The organism is Rhodopirellula baltica SH 1, from assembly GCF_000196115.1.
In the GTDB taxonomy this organism is placed as follows: domain Bacteria; phylum Planctomycetota; class Planctomycetia; order Pirellulales; family Pirellulaceae; genus Rhodopirellula; species Rhodopirellula baltica.
Map to the genome: position 1 here is coordinate 3,312,155 of NC_005027.1, position 19,287 is coordinate 3,331,441.

The 19,287-nt window shown below is 55.1% G+C and carries 15 protein-coding genes; 6 read left to right on the top strand and 9 right to left on the bottom strand.

Going from position 1 to position 19,287, the window contains the following annotated elements; translation table 11 throughout:
* Nucleotides 1–31 precede the first annotated feature (31 nt).
* Nucleotides 32–547, bottom strand: coding sequence for an NUDIX hydrolase (locus RB_RS12795; protein WP_007327748.1), 516 nt, complete (start codon nt 545–547; stop codon nt 32–34).
* Nucleotides 548–759: 212 nt separating this feature from the next.
* On the opposite strand from RB_RS12795, the gene RB_RS12805 reads away from it, so the two are divergent.
* The 3 genes from RB_RS12805 to RB_RS12815 are packed head-to-tail and all read left to right on the top strand — an operon-like array spanning nt 760 to nt 7,111.
* A complete protein-coding gene (locus RB_RS12805; protein WP_164921957.1) occupies nt 760–2,001 on the top strand; it encodes a glycosyltransferase family 2 protein in 1,242 nt (413 codons plus the stop codon).
* Nucleotides 1,994–3,625, top strand: a complete 1,632-nt coding sequence (locus RB_RS12810; RefSeq protein ID WP_231846460.1) for a hypothetical protein — start codon at nt 1,994–1,996, stop codon at nt 3,623–3,625. The genes RB_RS12805 and RB_RS12810 overlap by 8 nt, the downstream gene beginning before the upstream one ends.
* 21 nt (nt 3,626–3,646) lie before the next feature.
* On the top strand, nt 3,647–7,111 hold the full coding sequence (locus tag RB_RS12815; protein ID WP_011120847.1) for an AsmA-like C-terminal region-containing protein: 3,465 nt from the start codon (nt 3,647–3,649) through the stop codon (nt 7,109–7,111).
* A gap of 189 nt (nt 7,112–7,300) precedes the next feature.
* Here the strand turns inward: RB_RS12815 and RB_RS12820 are convergent, their stop codons facing one another.
* Complete coding sequence (locus tag RB_RS12820) at nt 7,301–8,074, bottom strand: response regulator transcription factor (RefSeq protein ID WP_011120849.1); 774 nt, start codon at nt 8,072–8,074, stop codon at nt 7,301–7,303.
* 845 nt (nt 8,075–8,919) lie between these two features.
* Entirely contained in the window at nt 8,920–9,255 is a 336-nt protein-coding gene (locus RB_RS12825) for a hypothetical protein (protein ID WP_007327740.1), read from the bottom strand.
* Nucleotides 9,256–9,602: 347 nt separating this feature from the next.
* Here RB_RS12825 and RB_RS12835 point away from each other — a divergent pair, with 347 nt between their 5' ends.
* Nucleotides 9,603–10,346, top strand: a complete 744-nt coding sequence (locus RB_RS12835) for an SDR family NAD(P)-dependent oxidoreductase (protein WP_007333296.1) — start codon at nt 9,603–9,605, stop codon at nt 10,344–10,346.
* Here the strand turns inward: RB_RS12835 and cyaB are convergent.
* The 3 genes from cyaB to RB_RS12850 all read right to left on the bottom strand — a co-directional run bounded on the left by cyaB (nt 10,332) and on the right by RB_RS12850 (nt 12,997).
* Nucleotides 10,332–10,898 carry a class IV adenylate cyclase gene (cyaB, locus tag RB_RS12840; RefSeq protein ID WP_011120856.1) on the bottom strand — a complete coding sequence of 189 codons (567 nt, stop codon included), beginning with the start codon at nt 10,896–10,898 and terminating at the stop codon, nt 10,332–10,334. The genes RB_RS12835 and cyaB overlap by 15 nt on opposite strands.
* Nucleotides 10,899–10,966: 68 nt before the next feature.
* Complete coding sequence (locus RB_RS12845; RefSeq protein WP_011120857.1) at nt 10,967–11,854, bottom strand: hypothetical protein; 888 nt, start codon at nt 11,852–11,854, stop codon at nt 10,967–10,969.
* A 15-nt stretch (nt 11,855–11,869) separates the two neighbouring features.
* A complete protein-coding gene (locus tag RB_RS12850; RefSeq protein ID WP_011120858.1) occupies nt 11,870–12,997 on the bottom strand; it encodes a thiamine phosphate synthase in 1,128 nt (375 codons plus the stop codon).
* Nucleotides 12,998–13,067: 70 nt separating this feature from the next.
* Here RB_RS12850 and RB_RS12855 point away from each other — a divergent pair, with 70 nt between their 5' ends.
* Entirely contained in the window at nt 13,068–13,820 is a 753-nt protein-coding gene (locus RB_RS12855) for an SGNH/GDSL hydrolase family protein (RefSeq protein WP_011120859.1), read from the top strand.
* A gap of 103 nt (nt 13,821–13,923) precedes the next feature.
* Here RB_RS12855 and RB_RS12860 read toward each other — a convergent pair whose 3' ends face one another.
* From RB_RS12860 to RB_RS12870, 3 genes are all read right to left on the bottom strand, one after another.
* Nucleotides 13,924–14,241, bottom strand: coding sequence for a hypothetical protein (locus tag RB_RS12860; RefSeq protein WP_231846461.1), 318 nt, complete (start codon nt 14,239–14,241; stop codon nt 13,924–13,926).
* A gap of 287 nt (nt 14,242–14,528) precedes the next feature.
* Nucleotides 14,529–15,494, bottom strand: coding sequence for an ABC transporter permease (locus tag RB_RS12865; RefSeq protein WP_007333289.1), 966 nt, complete (start codon nt 15,492–15,494; stop codon nt 14,529–14,531).
* Nucleotides 15,484–16,452 carry an ABC transporter permease gene (locus tag RB_RS12870; RefSeq protein WP_007333288.1) on the bottom strand — a complete coding sequence of 323 codons (969 nt, stop codon included), beginning with the start codon at nt 16,450–16,452 and terminating at the stop codon, nt 15,484–15,486. The genes RB_RS12865 and RB_RS12870 overlap by 11 nt, the downstream gene beginning before the upstream one ends.
* A 583-nt stretch (nt 16,453–17,035) precedes the next feature.
* On the opposite strand from RB_RS12870, the gene dnaG reads away from it, so the two are divergent.
* Entirely contained in the window at nt 17,036–19,246 is a 2,211-nt protein-coding gene (dnaG, locus tag RB_RS12875) for a DNA primase (RefSeq protein ID WP_011120867.1), read from the top strand.
* Nucleotides 19,247–19,287 lie beyond the last annotated feature (41 nt).

Consider the following 19,287-nt stretch of genomic DNA (forward strand, 5'->3'; position numbering starts at 1 on the left):
ATCCCGTCAACCGGCCGCCTTTCGTCGCAATTTAAATTTTCTGGAACAAGAACGCCTGCAATCCTATCAGCGTTTTCGCATCGCGAATTTGACACGTCTGCACAAGCTTCAATAGCTGATCTCGGTGCATCAATTTGGTCTCGATTCGCTCAGTCGTCTCAAGCCGTTGCTCCCCAGCGGTGAGGTCTTTGGCGACGACCAAATGCATCAACTCGTTGCCCAACCCGGGTGCCGAATAGAACTCGCAGGCGACGCTCAAATCACCAGCTTGATAGCCGGTTTCTTCCGCTAATTCGCGAGCCGCTGTCACCAGCACCTCTTCACCGGGATCGCGTGTTCCCGCGGGCAATTCCAGCAAAGTTTCGCCCACTGCCGGGCGTTCATTTTCGATCATCACCACGGTGTCTTCGTCTACCAATGGCAACAACACCACCGCACCGGGATGCTGAATGAATTCCCGTCGGTGAGACTGACCATCTCGACCCGGTAGGTCCAAAGCGATGACATCAAAACGACTACCTCGCAACAGGATTTCAGGTTCGGACATGGCAACAGCCTTCAGTACGGAATTGATTCATCGTGATCGAAACAAACTTAGAATGTCATCGCCGAGAAAGACGATCTTGGTGACATCGATCGAAACAATAGGCAGCCAACCAACAATTCGCAACGAAGCGAAATGCCGGATTGAAACTCCAGAAAACGAAGATCAATCCCCCCAGAGGTGGCGAGGGGCTTCAACCTGAGTATTATACGCGAATGAACACTTCATCCTCTCCGATCTCGTCGCCGCTGGGCTCGCCAGCGCCGGTCACGTCAGGTTTGTCGGCTGGACTTCAGACCCCTGAACCGCAACCGAGCCGGCCGGCACCCGGTCAAAATCGCCTCGAAGAAATTTCGGTGGTGATTCCAGCGATGAACGAAGAGGCGTCGTTATCCGAGCTTCACGGACGCATTCTCGAAGTTTGTGCAGAACAAAATGTTCGCGTTCAAATCGTCTTCGTGGATGACGGATCGACTGACAAAACTTGGCAGAAAATGGTCTCGCTATGCGGTACCGCATCGGACCAGTCCCATTCAACGAGTGCATTGCGTTTGCGTCGCAACTTTGGCAAGGCGGCCGCATTGAGTGCTGGCTTTTCCGTCGCTCGCGGGTCGATTGTCTTCACGATGGATGCGGATCTGCAAGACGACCCGACGGAGATTCCTCGCTTCTTGGAAAAGATCCAAGGCGGACTCGATGTGGTCAGTGGCTGGAAGCAAACTCGCCACGACCCGTGGCACAAAGTGTTACCCAGCCGAGTCTTCAACGCGTTGGTCAGCTCACTGACTGGCGTTCGGTTGCACGATCACAATTGCGGCTTCAAAGCCTATCGCCGAGAAGTCTTGGCCGAAGTCGACCTGTATGGCGAACGTCATCGGTTCATCCCAGTGCTCGCATCCGCCCGCGGTTTTCGAGTGGGCGAGATTGTTGTCCAGCATCACGCTCGACAACACGGCGTTTCAAAATACGGAGTTTCGCGACTGGTCAAAGGATTTTTGGATCTACTCAGCATCCACCTCGTGACCGGATACGGTCGCCGACCGCTTCACCTGATCGGAACCGCTGGTTTGCTGTGCTTCGCGGTGGGCTCGGTTGGCATCACCTACCTCAGCATCAAATGGGTTTGGTCTCGAATGGGCGACGGCGAAGTCCTGCACCTCCATTCAACCGCAATTTTCTATTACTGCATCCTGGCTGTCCTGCTTGGTGCCCAGTGTGTCTTGGCTGGCTTGCTCGCAGAGCTGGTGATTTCCGTCGCGGCAGCACGCGATCGCAGAGAAATAATGAACATGAGCGACGCTCAAACAAATTCCGTATCGAACACTGCCGATAGTTCTCGTCTGCTTCCCAATGCATCGGGATACAGCGTTTCTGATTGGGCTGGCTTAGGCGAACCCAACCATCAATCGACTTCGTCGCGTGATGTGGATTCGACGGGGCCGATTCACGATGCGTAAACACGAGATACCGCGACAACATCGTCGCAATACCTACGCGATCATGATCGTCGCGACGCTTGCCATTGTTGCTGGACGAATCGCAGTCGTCTCCAGCAAAGAGGGCGACACGGCATTCCTCAGTGCGAACGATCGAAGCCGCTGGTGCACAGTCGCTTCGCTGGTGGAGGAACACACATTCGCGATCGACGGCCCCATTTCAATTCGTTCGGAAGACGGCAAACGTCGGCCCTGGAACACGATCGACAAGGTTCGTCATGTCGGCTCGGACGGCCAACTGCATTACTACAGCAGCAAGCCAACACTACTCGTCACAATGGTTGCGGGTGTCTACGGCGTGGTGCACCACACGGCCGGTCTGACGATGACCGAACAACCGATCTATGTGCCTCGGTTGCTTCTAATGCTGATCAACTTGCCGGTGCTCGCGGTGTTTTTGGTGACGATGGCGTTGATCGTCGAACTGATTGGCGCATCGGACTACGCGAGACGAATGGGAGTCGCTGCCGCCTGCTTTGGCACGATGATGGTTCCCTTTGCAATCTCGTTGAACAATCATCTGTTCGCCGCAGCGGCGACTTCGTTGACGCTTTGGTTGTACCTTCGAGCAGCCGATAAGATGAGCGATTCGTTCTCTGGCATTACATATCACCCCAAGCTCGCCCCTTGGGTTGTCGCGGGAGCTTCAGCCGCCTTCGCGGTCGCTTGCGAACTGCCCGCCCTTTCCATGTTGGCTCTTTGGGCGGTGTTGTTTGGCTGGATGAACCCTCGATCGATTCCGGGATTCGCTTTGGGTGCCAGCGTTGTCTTGATCGGAATTTTTGCGACAAACGTGTGGGCTCATGGCAGCTTGCGAACACCCTACGCGCACCGCAGCGCAGGCGAACAGCTTGAGGTGATCGAACTTCCCTCGACACCTTCGGCCAATCAAATAGACGTGTCGTTGTCGCACAGTGAAACACTTCGGACCGCGACTGAAATCGACCTCCGCGAACTCAACGAAGGCGGATATGAGGTCATTGCCGAGCAGAAAGACGCGAAAGGAAATTCCGTCCAAACCCAGTACAAACTGGCTCGATCTGGTGCCGGTTGGTCCTTGTTCGTTTGGGACGACTGGTACGACTACCCGGGAAGTTACTGGCGGACAGACAAACGCCGTGGCGTCGATCTGGGTGAACCCAGCCGAATCGCGTACCTGTTTCACGCGACTCTAGGCTACTACGGCATCTTCTCCATCACACCGCTTTGGTTCCTCGTTCCTGTTGGCATGGTCGCGGGATGCCGTCACGGCCCTGGCTACATGCGGCGACTATCCGCTGCGATCGCATTGGCGAGCGTCGTTTGCCTGCTGTTTTACGTTGCGCGTCCGGAAATAGACCGAAACTACGGCGGGGTCAGTGTTTGCTTCCGTTGGATGCTCTGGTTTGCTCCGCTATGGCTCTACAGCCTGGTTCCTGAGCTGAGTTCGTTGAGTGAAAAAATCCAAGGCCGATATTTCACACTCGCGCTTCTCGCCGCCAGTGCATTTTCAGTTTCGACCAGCCTGTCCTCCCCCTGGCAGAGTCCCTGGATCTACCGTTTTGCGAGCTTTTTGGGGTGGTTGGGCGATGAAATGACCCGGTAGGATCGAGCCAATCGCTCATCCATGTCTCAAGGAGGAGACAGGCCTTTGACCGAACCGGGTCAGGAAAATCCGCCTCGCCGCAAAGCCGGCCGTTTAAAAACGGCAGTGGTCCTGGTGATCACGTGCATTCTGACTGGCTTCCTGGTTCAATCGTTGCTGCCTCAAACCGTCGGCGAACAAGCCCGGCGTTACTTTGAGAAAACACTCGACGAACACTACGCCGACTGGGATGTGACGATCCAACGTGGCACGTTCCAAGCCGGAACTGGACTGATCTTTGAATCCATCGAGATCAGCCCCAAAACCAGTCGAGCCAATCTGGTTTCGAAATGGTGGTCGCAACAGCCCGCCGTCAAAATCGAACGCCTCACGGTCTTCGCTGACCTGGACCCGCAAAAGTGGATGTCAGGAGACAGCCCTCTTTCCACGCGTCGTGTCGCGATCGAGGGTGTCGTTGCGAACGTGCAAGTTGCCCAAGACAACGGCATCTCGCTGGAGACGCTCTACCCGTTGCCACAAATGGGACCGGCCTGCCCGCAGATCGATCTGTATGGGGTGGTAACGAATGTAACCTTCGAGGCAGCTGCATCTCGAGAAGCCTTGAACGGCAATAGTGAACCGCGAAGCACTTCGGCGGCAACGCAGCCGATCCAACTTCGATGGTCGGACATCGCCATCTCAACCGAGACATCAAGCGACGAATCGGCACTGATCGCAGGATCATCTAGTGAACGCAAATTGGTGTTCGCGCGAGGCGACAGCAACTTCAGCGGTCCGATCGAGTTGGCGTATGACAAGTTGCAGGAAGGCTCCGATGAACAACTGCGACTGAAGACAACGATTAAAGACTGCCACATCGATGACGCGATCATCGCACGAGTCCGTTCGCGAATTTCCAAGTGGCTGCCGGCGAAAGCCCGTGTCAGTTTGCATGGTGACCTCTCCGCCGAGTACATCCAACAGAACGAAACGGACCAATTCGAACTCGACCTGGTGGTGCACGATGGCAACTTGGACGACCCTCGCTTGCCATCGAAGATTCGCCAAGCTCGCGGCCGAATTCAAATCACCCCGGAACAAATCAAACTCTTTCCAACGCAAGCCAATTTTGGTGACGCCCACTGCACGCTGCGTGGTACCGCGGCGCTGGTTCGTCAATCTCGCACAAGCTTTGACCTTGGACCGACGGACTTCCATTTCACCGGAGAAGGCCTGACACTTGATCGCCCTTTCGCGGAAGCGATGCCCGAAAAGCTGCATGACCTTTGGCAGAAATTCCAAGCTCAAGGACGATTGAACCTTCGTGCCCACGCGAGCAACCCAGCTCCACTTCGATCCAAAGCGTGGACATTGCAATCGGAAGTCGACATCCGTGGAATCGATGTGCAGTTCGACAAGTTTCCCTACCCGGTCGAACAACTCGTTGGCACGATCCGAATCGACAACGGATTCGCGATTGCCGAACAACTCACCGGACGGGCCGGCGGACAACGAGTCAATTGCGGATTTCGCGTTCCGGTGCGACTTGATCCAGATGCACCCAAAGTCCATACCAAACAAGTCACGATTCAAACGGAAGGATCGGTCCTGATCGACGATGCCCTGATCACATCGCTGACACCGCGCGAAGCCCAAGCAAGCGATCAAGGCAGCGTTTCGACGACGACGGGTGCATTGATCGAGACCAGCTCCTCCCGTTCGGTATCGAAGGTCGAACAGTTTGTTCGATCATTGCGTCCACGCGGCGTGATCGAGTGGGCCACGGCAACACTGGAAACCGACGCATACGGAAACTCATCCCGTCAGTTTGATTTCCGTGTCTCGGGTGGAACGCTTCGATACGACAAGTTCCCCTATCCTCTGTACAACGTCGAAGGCCGTGTTCAGATCAAAGACGATCTGGTGCGAATGATTGGTTTCACCGCCAACAACGCTGGCTCGGCAAAGGTCGATTGCAATGGTCTGTATCGGATTCCAAATCCAGCCGCAGCGATGAAAGCCGATTCGGAACTGAACCTTCGTTTCCAGATCGCTGATTTGTCGATGGACCAATCGCTCCGCGTGTCGCTACCCGAATCGACTCGTCACATTTGGGATTCACTCTCACCGGGTGGAACTCTGGACCAATTGGATGTGCACGTCCATCAGTCGGGCACCAATCCACTGGATTTGACTCTGGTTGCCGATCAAAACGAATCCGGTCAAGTCACCCCCGACTCGCTCAGTCTTCGTCCCGTGGCAGTCCCCTACCGAATTGACATCGTTGGTGGTCATGTTGAATACCGGGACAACGAGGTCCGGATCAGCAACCTTCGTGGTCGACACGACGGTTCGAGAATGGTTGCCGACGGCACGTGCATTCAACATCCATCGGGACGTTGGTTATTGGCGATGGATCTGCACAGTGGTTGTCGCTTGGTTCCCGACGAGGAGTTGATGGCGGCTATGCCGGAACAAGTCGGCCGCGCGATGCGTGCTCTTGACCTGCGCGGTCCAATCAGCCTCCGTGGCAAGACCAATTTGTTGATGGCGAATGATGACACATCGACCCCCGTGATCGATTGGGACCTCCTGTTGCAATTGGAAGGCAACCGAATCGCGGACGTGGGCCCAGTCCATTCGCTACGCGGTGAAATCCAGGTGCAAGGCGTTCGCGACGCCGAAGTGCTGCAGGCGGTCGGAAACATCGCTTTGGATTCCATGCACGCGTATGGGTTGCAGATCACATCGTTGCGCGGCCCGTTCTCGATCACCAACGAACAACTTCGCCTGGGTGAAAACGCACGACTGCCTTCCCCCAATCCCGATCCGAACGGCGGTGGCGTGCCAATCGTGGGTGCTTTGTTCGGAGGCAAGATCAGCCTCAGCGGTGGCGTCCTGCTCTCTTCAGGCGACTTTGAAATCGATGCCGCATTGGCCAACGCACAAATCGCGACTTGTCTTGCTGAAATTGGTCAGCATCGTACGGGCATCACAGGACGCTTCGATGGCGACTCTCATTTAGAAGGTCGTTTAGGTGATTTGGATCTGCTGAAAGGAAACGGGCGTGGAAGCGTCAGCGGTGCCAACCTGTACCAGTTGCCATACCTTGTTCAGGTGCTGAACTTGCTTCGCATCAAAGCCACCGAAGACGTTGCCTTCACGAATGGAGAGACCGAGTTTTCAATTTTCGGCGAAGACCTGAACTTCAACCGCTTGGTGCTCTGGGGTGATCTTGTGGCACTCGAAGGTGGTGGCACACTCAGTCGTCGCGAACACCTGGACATGTCTTTCAACACACGTGTTAGTCCGCAGAACTTGTTCAGCAAAGTCATCAACCCGCTGAGAGACAACCGCTACACGCTGTGGACGATTGAGGTGGACGGCCCGATCGAAGCTCCCACGATTCGCAGAAAATCACTCAGTGGGATCACGCAGACAATGGAAGACTGGTTCCCAGGAATGGTCCGATCCACCACCGCGGATGGCGGAAACGTCAACCGATAACTTCGGCTGACAGTTTGCCCTTTAGCACGAGACGGAAGTGCACCGTTCGTTCCATTGTTTCATGAGCCGTGCGTCATTTTGCACGCGCACAAAGAATCCTTCCAAGACTCGACCAAACTGTCCGATCGTCGAGAAATCCTCTTCGATCTGCCCCGGAAAATTCTGATCGAGTATTGGAAGGATACTGGGTTACTCGTCAACTTGAACAGTTGATCTTGATACGGAGCCGCGCAACGCCATCGGGCGTTGAAAGGAACGCCCGACTTCCGCAGAGTCAAATCGGTGATAGCGATCCAACAGCTTCTCAACAATGCGATGCTCGCCCACCACTGCGGTCAGCTCTGCGGTGCCGCCGACATTAAACGCCGAAAGCAAATGGCTTCGTTCAAATTCGATCAAACGTTTCGAAACGTTGTAATTGGCTGCAATCGCTTTGGTCGGCATACCTTCCATCACGCAGTTAAGCACTTTGCGTTGGCGTTCAGTCAAACCATCCAAGATTCGGTTGCGTTTGCGATGTGCCTTTTCCATGCCCACTTGGAAACGGTCCCAATCGATTGCTTGGCGAATATGATCCCGCAACGAACCGCTGAATTTCTGCGCGTTGTCCGCGGACTTCAACACGACCGTCCAGGCACCATTTTCAAAAGCGTGGACCACGGTTTCAATCGGCAATTCACCAGCAACCAGAATGAGCGGAGCACTGCAACTCGCTTCGGAAAGCGCCTTCTGCACCCGTTGAAAACCGTCGCCAATCAGCTCAACGTCCACGACCAAACAACCAGGGCGTTCCAACCGACCTTCCGAGATCCATTCCAACAATTGATCACTCGAAGAACACGGTATGACCGACCAATCGGAGCCCGTCTCGATCATCGACTTCAGGTCGATCGTCGCGGTCTCTCCGTTTGTTTGTCGAGCCAATAAGAAAACTGCTGCACTCTCGTTCGCAGAATCAATCACGGTCAGCCCCTTCCCGATAATGGGATATCAAAGCCTTGAAAAACATCAGAAGTCGAACCCTCCCCACTTTCAAGTCAGTGGTGATGGTGACCTGTCAAGGCTAGCACCTCGCTAGGGTCGCGTAACGGATGCTTATCCCGCAACAAAGTGCGCATTATCGCACTTCGAGAGCGACAACCGAAAGTTTTGGGCCCCCCGAAAGGTGCACGCCCATTCACTTCCCGGCCCAAAGAGACGATTCCGCTTGATAGCGATCCTCTAAATGTCTCCGGCAACCGCCCGTTCAAAACGATCCGTCGCGAACGCAAAGAGGCGACGTATCATTGCGAGACCGATGGCTGATCGGCTTTGGATGCCACCGCGATTGAGTCGCCTGCCATCAAGTCGCAATCTGAACCTTACCACAAATCTGCTGATGGCCTGCGCTGATCGCAACAGTCCACTTAGCAGTGAGCGGATAAAAACGACCGAGGTGAGGCCGACAGACCGGCATGAACAGGTGACGATTTCAGTCACCGCAGACGATTGCCCGCAGCTGTCGGAAGAATTGCTAGGCGTTTAGTGCGAAAGGCATACTCACGCCGAGAGCAAGCCAATCATTCTCTAATTCGCCGGCTTCGATGGTTCACCACCCACCACATCCGCTCATGGAGCGGAGTGCTGGAAAGCGACCATTTCAAATTGTCGATGCCGTCAAGATGATTCGCCGTCATTGGTATCGCGATCAACAACGCCTCACTGTTCTACACGGCGACACATGATGTGACACAGCGACACCTGATGCGAAACAGCGAGGCTCAATTCAGAACGGCGAAGGCCGATCGACAAACCGACGATCACCGTGCTTAGGAAACCAATTCGGCGGAGTCCGTGGACGCTTCGGCGGTCTTCTTTTCGCTCGCGCGACGGCGTCGTTTCTTCGGCTTCGTGATGCCCCACTCCTTCGTCAGCATTTCAAACACTTCAGGCGTTTCATAGCGAACGATGTTCTTGCCTTCAGGCATTGGTCCGATCAAGCCACGGAATACCGGCATCCCACGAAGAGCGAGGTCAGTGCTGCAGTCATCAATCCCGACTTGCTCGTGATGGTCCGTCAAAGGATCGAGCGACGTGTAATCGCGAATCTGAAGTGAACCGTCTCTGCCGCGAGCAACGACGCGAAAAGTATCTTTTTTGGTCATGGCGGAATCATTCCGTTGGAGAGGTGAAAGCAAATCAATCCGATGGCGGCGAAAATGGGGAGGTCACCGCCGCGAAACTGATTTCATCGGTGCCATGAAACTCTTATCGACCATCGATGATGCAAACCCAAAGAACTGACGATTGCCCGATGCACATGGAATCGCCGCTTTGACATGCGTGACCGGTCGAACACGCCCCCTCCGAACAATCGTCGCAGTTGATTCCATCAACCGATCGTCAATTGCCAAGGCTGCAAAGCTCACAACACCTTCTCCCAATCACAATTTGCCATCGTTCTACCGTTGACTGTCCTTATCAACCTCAACGACAGACGCAATCTCGTGCCATGCCCAACTCAAAATACTTCGTCGTCGGTGCCGGTGGCGGCATCGGCACCGAACTCTGCAAACAACTCGTCGCGACTGGTCATCAAGTGATGCTGGTCGGCAGAAACGAAGCTAAATTGCAGACACTCGCCAATGAACTTCAACAACCTTTTCAAGTCTGCGACGGAACTGATTGGGACGGATTGGCCGGAGTCGCAGACTACACGCTCGAACACTTCGGCGGACTTGACGGCGCAGTCAACTTGGCCGGATCAATCCTGTTGAAACCAGCTCACCTGACCAGCAAAGATGAGTTGCAATCAGTGATCGAAGCCAATCTGATCACCGCATTCGGATTGGTTCGTACGATGGCACCTCGATTGAAAAAGCAAGGCGGCGGCTCGATCGTTTTGATGTCCAGCGGTGGTGCCGCAATCGGGCTCACCAGTCACGAAGCGATCGCCGCGGCGAAGGCCGGCGTAGCCGCCATGGCTCGAGCCGCCGCGGCAACCTATGCAGCCAGCAACGTTCGCATCAACACCGTTGCACCGGGCTTGGTCGAAACCGAATTGACCGCTCGAATTTGGCAGAACGAACGTTCCGCTGATGCCAGTCGAGCCATGCATCCGATGGGTCGTCTTGGAAAACCGGAGGACATCGCCTCGATGATCGCATGGCTGCTGGCTCCTGAGAACTCGTGGATCACCGGTCAAGACATCGCGGTCGATGGCGGACTCAGTTCGATCAAATCAGCCACTCGTTGATTCGAGTTGCATCCGCAAATAGCTTCGCGACTCGGGTGATTTCAACCCGAGCTCCGAAGCCAAATTGAGGACTTCCTCGCGAGCCTTTTCGACAGCTTCATCGCTCGGTGAACCTTCGTGCAACACACGTTCAATCTCTGCAAATTCGCCCAACCCTTCGACACGGTCGATCGTAACCGTCATCGGATTTGACGATCCGAGATGAAACGTCTCACGCTGCTTCGTCACCGTCGCGACCTTTCGAAAACCGAGCCGATCAAACAGCGTCTCCATCGACTCGCCTGTCGGATCGCCTGGATCTAAACGCCACTCCAATTCTTCCCGTGCTTTGACCGCACCCGGCCGCTTGGAGCCTTTGTAGGTCACCAGGGGCGTTCCATCGATTCGTCGAACCCGCAGCGCTTCCCCGGACTCCGCGAAGTCACGCGACGGATGGTTGTAGTAGGTGTCCTGATTCTCGTTTTCCGAAACCAACACCGCGTCATTCTCCGCCAATCGTTCGCGCAGTTCGCTGCCATCGCCAACGCGAAACTTCAATTCGATTTCAAACATCCGTACTCTTTATGCTTTCCGTGACAGTTCAATTTAGAAACTTGCTTCCGGCGTTCCATGATCAGTGTCTAGCGAACGTTCAAACGGACCAAGGGAGCCGGGCTGCCCTCGCTGGTGACCCAGACGTTTGATTCCGAGTCAACCGCGATCGCTTCGATCTGTTTTAATTTCGGCAAGTCAAACGCCACAGGGGTTTGTGACATCTGAGTTTTCAGCGTGACGTGATCTGCCTTGGCAAATTTGATCGCTTGCCAATAAGTCGAGACCCAAACGTCGCCCGTCACCGGATCGCGATCCGCGGCGGTCGCCAACGCTAGCGGCAACCGCTGGATTAACTCAGCGACGAGATCGGTGCTCGATTCTTCGTTGCCTCCATCCTTCAATGCAACACGGTAAAGGCCCACCCAAGGCGTGAACCTCTTGCACAGCAGAATCAATCCTTGGGACGGCTCATCGAACCAGATTGCCTCGCAATCCTGAGCACCGTCGGGATATTTGATGCGAAGGACACGGACGTTTTCGCGAGTTACGACGCCAGACTTCCTGGGATCCATCTCATCGATCACCAGCAATTCGATGTGGTCGCGTCGCTTTTGATTGTCACCGGAATCAGCGATCACCAACCGCGCTGGGCCACCGGCATTGACAGGTGGAAGCATGGCGAGGTCTTCCCAGTCGACTGCGGTGACACCTTGCAGATCCCATTGCCCTGTCGCCTCGCCGGTCTTCGCATCGAACGCAAACAACCTTGCGCGATCACCCGAATCATTGTGTGACCAAATGCAGCTTGGATCAGTTGACGAAAAAACCATTCCGCTGCTTTCACTCAACTCCCGATCGGCCAACGTGATTGAAATGACCGCAGGTTCGTCCGCGCGTAAATTGGCCTGGGTAGCAATTGCAACCAACATCCACGCTAGCGTCGCTGCATCAAAGTGAAATCGACGAGTTGTCACAAACGTTTCCCTGACTCAATCATTCGGAAGGGGACAGACATCACTTGAGTCGGGCGTAATTCGTAGCGGGACTCGTTCCAGTATTTCTCGCATGCCCATTGCCGTCTGGTGCAGCCCGTCATGAGGTGCCAACGCTCCCGTGACCGCAACTCGTCCGATTCCCGACTGTGCGACCTGTTCGACGTTACCCAAACCGATGCCTCCGATCGCGAATGCGGGCAACGTCAATTCACCGGACCGTTCGGCATCGCTGACCTGCGTCAAGAACTCACAACCAGGATAGCGATCGAACGATTTGGTTTTGCCGGGGAACGTTGGTCCGCATCCGATGTAATTCGCCGTGGTGCGAGTTGCCAGGCGAACTTGTTCGATGCTGTGAGTCGACAATCCAATCAAACGCTCTGGTCCCACGACTTCTCGAACAGCATCCACCGGCAGTTCCTCTTGTCCGACATGAACACCATCGGCACCGGATGCCACCGCGATGTCGGCACGATCATTGATGATCCAAAGGACATCTCGCTCCGCCGCAATCGCCGCCCCGAGTTTGGCTTGTTCAAACAACGTACGGTCGTCGACGCTTGAATCGCGAAGCTGAATCACATCGACGCCTGCATCAACCAACTCCGCGATCCGAGCTTTCAGATAATCCGCATTGGGCTCGCAAGCGATCAAGGCATACAGGCGGGCTTCTACCAATTTTCGAGAACGTGCGTTCAGCCCAGCCATCTTCAGCTCCAATTCACGGAAGGTGGCATAGCACTGATAGCGGATCGACTCAATACAAGCGGCGAATTCGGAGTCCGCCGTCTTTCCGTACTCTTCCAGACACCGCAAAGCTTGCTGGGTCCGAGTCGTCGCGGCCGCGATCACGGAAGACAGATCAGCTCGCGATTGTTCGCTGGCGGTTTGGACGCCGGTACCAACGTCGCCAGGCGTGTCGCGAGAACCGATCAACTGAAACCGATTCCAACGTCGCATCGCGACCGCTAGATCGTGCCGGTGCGTCTTCAACCGCTCCGTCAGACTAAGATCGTTTAAGATGAAGCGAGCGGATTCTTCGAGCGTCCGAAGGCCTTCACCGGCGCGATTCGCGTTGGCATCCAAGATTCTCAATACGGTTCTGGATTCGGCATTCGTCATTCGTTTCGTTGCTCACTTTGTTTCTTGAACATGCATCTCAACTTCCAATCATCCCACTGACCGGCCAGCCATGTCCATTCGTCGCCTCAGCTTCTTCACTGCGTTCGTTTTGTCGATCGCTGGTGCCTTACCATCCGTTTTGCTCTCCACCGGACACGCCGATCAACCGACCCAAAAGTCATCTCCACGTCAAGCACGAGCGAACGACCCGTTCGCTCCCCCCAAAGTCGATCCATCACTCCCCAACGTTCTGTTGATTGGTGATTCCATTTCGATCGGTTACATGCTGGATGCCCGACGAGCATTGGAAGGCAAAGCCAACGTGTTCCGTCCAGGAACAAACTGTGGCCCAACGACTCGCGGTCTCGAACAACTGGATTCGTGGTTAGGTGACCGCAAGTGGGATGTGATCCACTTCAATTTTGGTTTGCACGATTTGAAATTCTTGGGCCCCAACGGGAAAAATCTCGCTGATCCGAAACTGCCAACCAGCAAACGGCAAGTCCCACTCGAAGAATACTCCGCCAACCTGGAAACGATCGCAAAAAAACTGAAAGCGACCGGCGCGACGGTGATCTGGCGAGAGACCACCCCCGTCCCCGAAGGAGCCAGTGGTCGATTGCCAGAGGATGGCCCGATTTACAACGAAGCGGCAGCCAAGGTGATGGAATCGGTCGGCGGCATTCAAACCGATCCATTTTACGACTTTGCTATGCATCACGCCTCAACGCAGCGCAAAGCCAACGTGCACTACACACCAGCGGGTTCCAAACTGCTCGGTCAACACGTCGCCGAAATCGTCGTCAAAGCGTTGAAGCAATGATACGCCCCAGTCGGCATACGTCTTCCAGCCTGTGGATAGACACGGTGGAAGACTTGGCGACTGGCATCGAATCTCCAAGCAATCGCGTTTTTAGTTGTCGTACCTAAACGCGAATTAGACTGGCCAGCTTGTTTCTAAGCAGAGACAGCACTGGCCAGGAAACCCATCCCCAGCCCAACGCCATTGAGAAAAGGATGACGGGATCGACGGTCCATGTCACGGACATTCCCAGCGAACAAAGTGTCATCAACGCCAGCAAGACGGTGACGGGAAGGCGCTCAACAACGAAGTCTTTCTTTGGTTCCTCCGCTTCGATGTCGCTCGTTTGCTGATACGGATTTGGTCGCAGCACATCACCATCTGGCATGAGTTGGAATGAATTGAAAAGGACACGAACGCTTCGTTCCAAAACGTCGCTCAAGTTTTTCGGCTTTGATCCACGCGACAGGGTCGGTCATGAACCCAATGGACATCGATCACGATTCGGACCAGAGACACAAAAAAGCGAACGTCCGCACCTGCTGACGTCCGCTTCGTCTTGGAATCGAATTCTTATTGTGGTCCTGCTTCTTGCTGACATGACACCGAGCGTTGTCAAACTCAAATCAGTCACTAACGCCGCGAGCGATCGGTGATCAGCGTTAACAAACCTATTGCTGATTCAAAGCTTCTTCCATCGCATCGTTGCGTCCATCGACAGCAACAGTCTCAAGAACTCGCGCTTCGGTAGCTGCTTAGTGCTCGGCGAAAAACCCAACGACTAAAGGTGACGCTCATCACGGTCGCGATCAACGCCCAACCGACCAGCAGCCACTCTTCGTTGGTCCGTGGGTCAATCGGTTTTGCCAGCAAGCGAGCCGGGACGTTCACAACCACCAAGACGGGCACCACGAAAGTAAAGAAACCGTACATGGGCGTGCCCCAACCACGGTTGTAGATCTCCATCGGATAGCGACTGAAGTTGGTGATGTAAAACCAAAAATTGTAAAGCGTTTGATTGCGTCCCAACCAGATGCTCGTCGCGGACAAGCAGATCATGAGGCTGTACATGATCACAATGCCGCACATGCAAAAGAGCACATAGAGCAGTAAAGAGGTGACCGACGGTATGTGCGGATCAACCTCGCGAGTTGCCAGTTTGGTCAGCGCCACCCCGGCGATCACCAAACCCGCCAAGAAGTTGGCTAGCGACGACCAACTGACGCGTCGAAACGAGATCAAAAACTGCGTGTCGATGGGTTTGAGCAAGGCAAAGTCCAACCCGCCCGTCCGAATCAACTCACTGAATTCTTCGGCGTTGGGCATGAAGAACGCTTGCACAATCGAGTTGATGAACCAGGTCGTGGCCAAAAACAAAAAGAATCGCTCGCGATCCCAACCGGTATCCGCTCCGATCGATCCGGTGAATTGAAAGATGATCAGGTAAAAGCCGACGTTCATCAGCGTCCAACCGATGCTGCTCAAGCACTCGATCACGAAGTTCGCCCGAAACGTCATGTCGCGAACCAAACTGTTGCGAGCGAATGTTCCGAAAACACGGACATAGCGCATCCACTCGGATCCGGCCTCTCGTTCCGAAACACTTGCTTCGTTCATCCAGTGGTCATCCATGGCAGGTCTGTCTTGATTCGAACCGTCAGTTGCTGGCTTGGATTGCATGGCATCAACCTCCATACCCGCTGTAACGGGCCACGCCGCGAGAGTACGACCAGCGGCAGACAACGATGAAGAACGTCAACCAAGCCGCCTCGATCGCCATCTCCATCGGCAGGTCTTCATCAGGAATTTTCCCCAGGAACACGGCCGCGGGGAAATAGGCGAGGTACTTCAGCGGCAACAAATTAACGAACCACTCGATGCTGTCGGGTAACAACGAAATCGGAAACATGTGCCCAGACAGAAAGAAGCTGAACAACATGTAAAGGAACAGCAGCGACGAGACCTCCAAAAACCAAAAGCCAATCATTCCAATCGCCGCTTCGAGAAAGAAGCCGATTAGAAACCCCATCACCAACGATCCGACAAAAGCGGCGAACAAATGCGGTGGCGGAAACCCACCGACAAAGTAGTCGCGGCAAAGAAAGAACACCAAACCAAACGGTGCGAACGCGATCGCGTAGTAAGCGACTTTGTGAGCAACTCGGTTGATCAACAAAAAGCTGATCAAGTCGATTGGCTGGATCAAATAGCGTTTGATTTCGCCTTCGCGAATCTGCAGAGCGATCCCAGATGCCAAACCCGGCATACTGGAGAATGCCCGTGCCAACATGGTGATCAAGTAGTACGCCACCATGTCGCGGAAACCGAAACCGCCAATTTGAACCGCCTCGGTCGCCGAACTGAGCTCTGAACCGTTCACCTCGGATCCGCCGACGGCCGACTCGACCATTTGCTCGGCCGCTTGGCTGGCGGCGATTGAATCATAGATCGCCCACCACAGAAAAATCTGGGTGACGATTGGCAGGAAACGCATCAACGTCCCGAGAGCGAAGTCGCCGCGATAAACCAATCGTTCCGATAGAGCGGTGGTGAAAATTTTTTTCCAAACTCGCACGCGGCTGCCCCACGTCGTAGCGGCGAGATGATGCGAATCCAGATCAGGGTCGTCAAACGACGAAGTTGCGGTCGCCATGAAGAATGACAGAAAGGTTTTCGAGGATGGCAAGCGGTCGACGTAGCATCGGGAACCGAACAACGGATCCGATCGCCGTCCCGAACCAAAGTAGCCGAGAGGCGAGGTTCTTCCGATGCCCCTCGGGCCGAGAGCCACCACGCTGACCGCTCAGTTGTGCTAGCAAATCCGCTGATTGCGATCGGCGACGAAGGCGTTTTTCGCTGAATCAAACGGCATTTGCGACCATCTGATTCAAAAGAGGTTCCGCCTCCATTTTTGCATCTGATTGGTATTGACGCGTCCGTGAAACCCCAGCAAACTTCTCGCATGCTTGTAACGAAGCGGGCAGCCTGCCATTTGGGGAATTCCACCCACCGCGGCTGACACACTACGCTACAGGGATGTAACCGGACCGAAATTTGCCTCGGCACCTCGCTTTCCCAGCCTTTCGCAGGGAACGTCGAAACGCCGGTCGCTCAGGAAGAGTGACGATCACTTCGCAGTCGCGAAGCCGGGTTGACCGTTCCACTGACCGCATCCAATTTGGATCGGCAGCCGTTGACAAGCCAGCGAGAGAAATCTTGCTCGACTTGCCCGCCGCATGTCGTTTCTGGAGTGGATGTCCCCCGCGTTCGTGCTGGTTGAATTTGTCGCCAACGACATTTTGATCCGGCCTTTTGACAGGAGCGTTCGTTTGTCCCCTTCGACGGACTTCGACGTCAAAGAGCGAGTTCGCGCCGCGACCGACATCGTTGATGTCATCGGGCATGATCTGGAATTGCGTCCGCAGGGCCGTCACTTCGTTGCCCGCTGCCCATTCCACAACGACACTCGTCCGTCGATGACGGTCAACCAAGAACGCCAATCTTGGAAGTGCTGGGTCTGCGACATCGGCGGAGATATTTTCAGCTTCGTCATGCAACGCGAAGGCGTGGACTTTCCCACCGCACTGCGAAGTCTGGCTGAACGAGCCGGGATCGAAATCCCTGAATTCAATCGCGGCCCCAAAACTCAACCGGGAAGCCCCGACGACAAAGCCACCTTGATGAAGGCGGTGGACCTGATCTGTCGAGCCTACTTCGACGAACTGGCCTGCGGAAAATCCGACGACGCCAAACTGGCACGCGACTACCTCGCCAGCCGTGGCATCGATGACAGCAATCGCGAACTGTTCAAAATCGGTTTTGCTCCAGACTCGTGGGACTTCGCCGTCAACCTGCTGAAACGAAACAAGTTCTCCGAAGCCGTCGCCCAAGCCGCTGGCGTCGCAATCGGCCGAGATGGCAAATCGGGTTGCTACGATCGCTTTCGTGGTCGACTGATGTTCCCGATCGACAACGCGCAGGGCCAAGCCATCTCACTGGGTGGACGAATCATTCCCGCGATCGCCAACCGCATCGCGGAAGCCAAAGGCGACGGGTCCAACGGAGGTGCGAAGTACATCAATGGTCCTGAGACCATGTTGTTCCGCAAATCCAACGAGCTTTATGGATTGCACCTCGCTCGCGACGCGATGCGAGCGGCCGATGAAGTCCTCGTCATGGAAGGCTACACCGACGTGGTAGCGACTCGCATGGCGGGCATCGACCACAGCGTTGCGGTGCTCGGAACTGCTCTGACCGCCTCGCACGTTCGCGTGCTGAAACGTTTCGTCAATCGAGTCGTTCTGGTTCTCGATGGCGATGACGCTGGCAAACGACGCGCAGAAGAAGTCCTCGAATTATTTGTTACCGCCGACGCGGACCTGCGAATCCTGACGCTGCCCGACGGGTTGGACCCGGCTGACTTCCTGGCCCAACAATCCGCCGCAAATTTGCTGGACATGGCCGGCAAAGCCCCCGATGCGATGGACCACAAGCTGAATCGCTTGACCGAGGGAGTTGACGTGACTCGCGACACACACCGAGTCACAACCGCGATCGAAACGATGTTGGGCGTGCTAACGAAAACACCCACCAAAAGCGACAAGACCGAACTCAAAATCGACCAACTGCTGGTTCGCATGAGCCAAACGTTTGGCCTACCAGTCGAACGTCTGCAACGCCGCCTCGAAACGGTTCGCGAAGAAACCGCGGAGCGAGAACGCAAGCAAGCCCGCTACCGCAAAGCTAACACGAGCGGTGGACATCAAGACTCGGCACAAACCAGTGCACCGGCATCGCAAAAACCAGCCTCACGCCCGCCTTCTTCCGCGTCGATGGACGACTTCGATCCGTTCGAGCAAGCGGCCATGGAAGACGCTGCCGCGTTTGGCATCGACGAAGGCTTTGATGACTACGCTCCTTCGACGCCCAGCGACTTTGGTGCCGCGAATCATCCACGGCGAAACTCTCCGAGTGGCCCGACACGACCTCAGCCGCCCGAACAAGGTGCCGCGATCACCGGTGTCGATCGCGAACTCTTTGAGATCCTGATCGAGTCACCCGAGGTCGCCGCGATGGCCGTGGAAGCGATCGATCCATCGTGGCTGCACTCCAACACCGCGAAGATGTTGCTGTCCGCTTATCAAGACCTGGATCTACAAGGCCGCGACCTGGACGTCGACTCCGTGCTTGTCCTGCTCGAGAATGATTTTTTGAAAAATCAAATCATCACTTTGCAAGAACGAATCGAGCAACGTGCTGGCCACGTTTTAGACGAGCCACACCTACGATACACCGCGATCTTGACTCGTTTTCGCGAACGCGAATTTGACGCCGAAAAGACTCGCCAAATCGAAAAATTACAATCAGCATCCTTGCCCGAAGACGAAGAGCTCGCGATGTTAGAACAACTGTTTGCTGCCGAACGAATTCGGCAAACGCCCCGCTAGGACAACCCTTCCAAGGCCACCACTTATAGGAGCCTCGACAC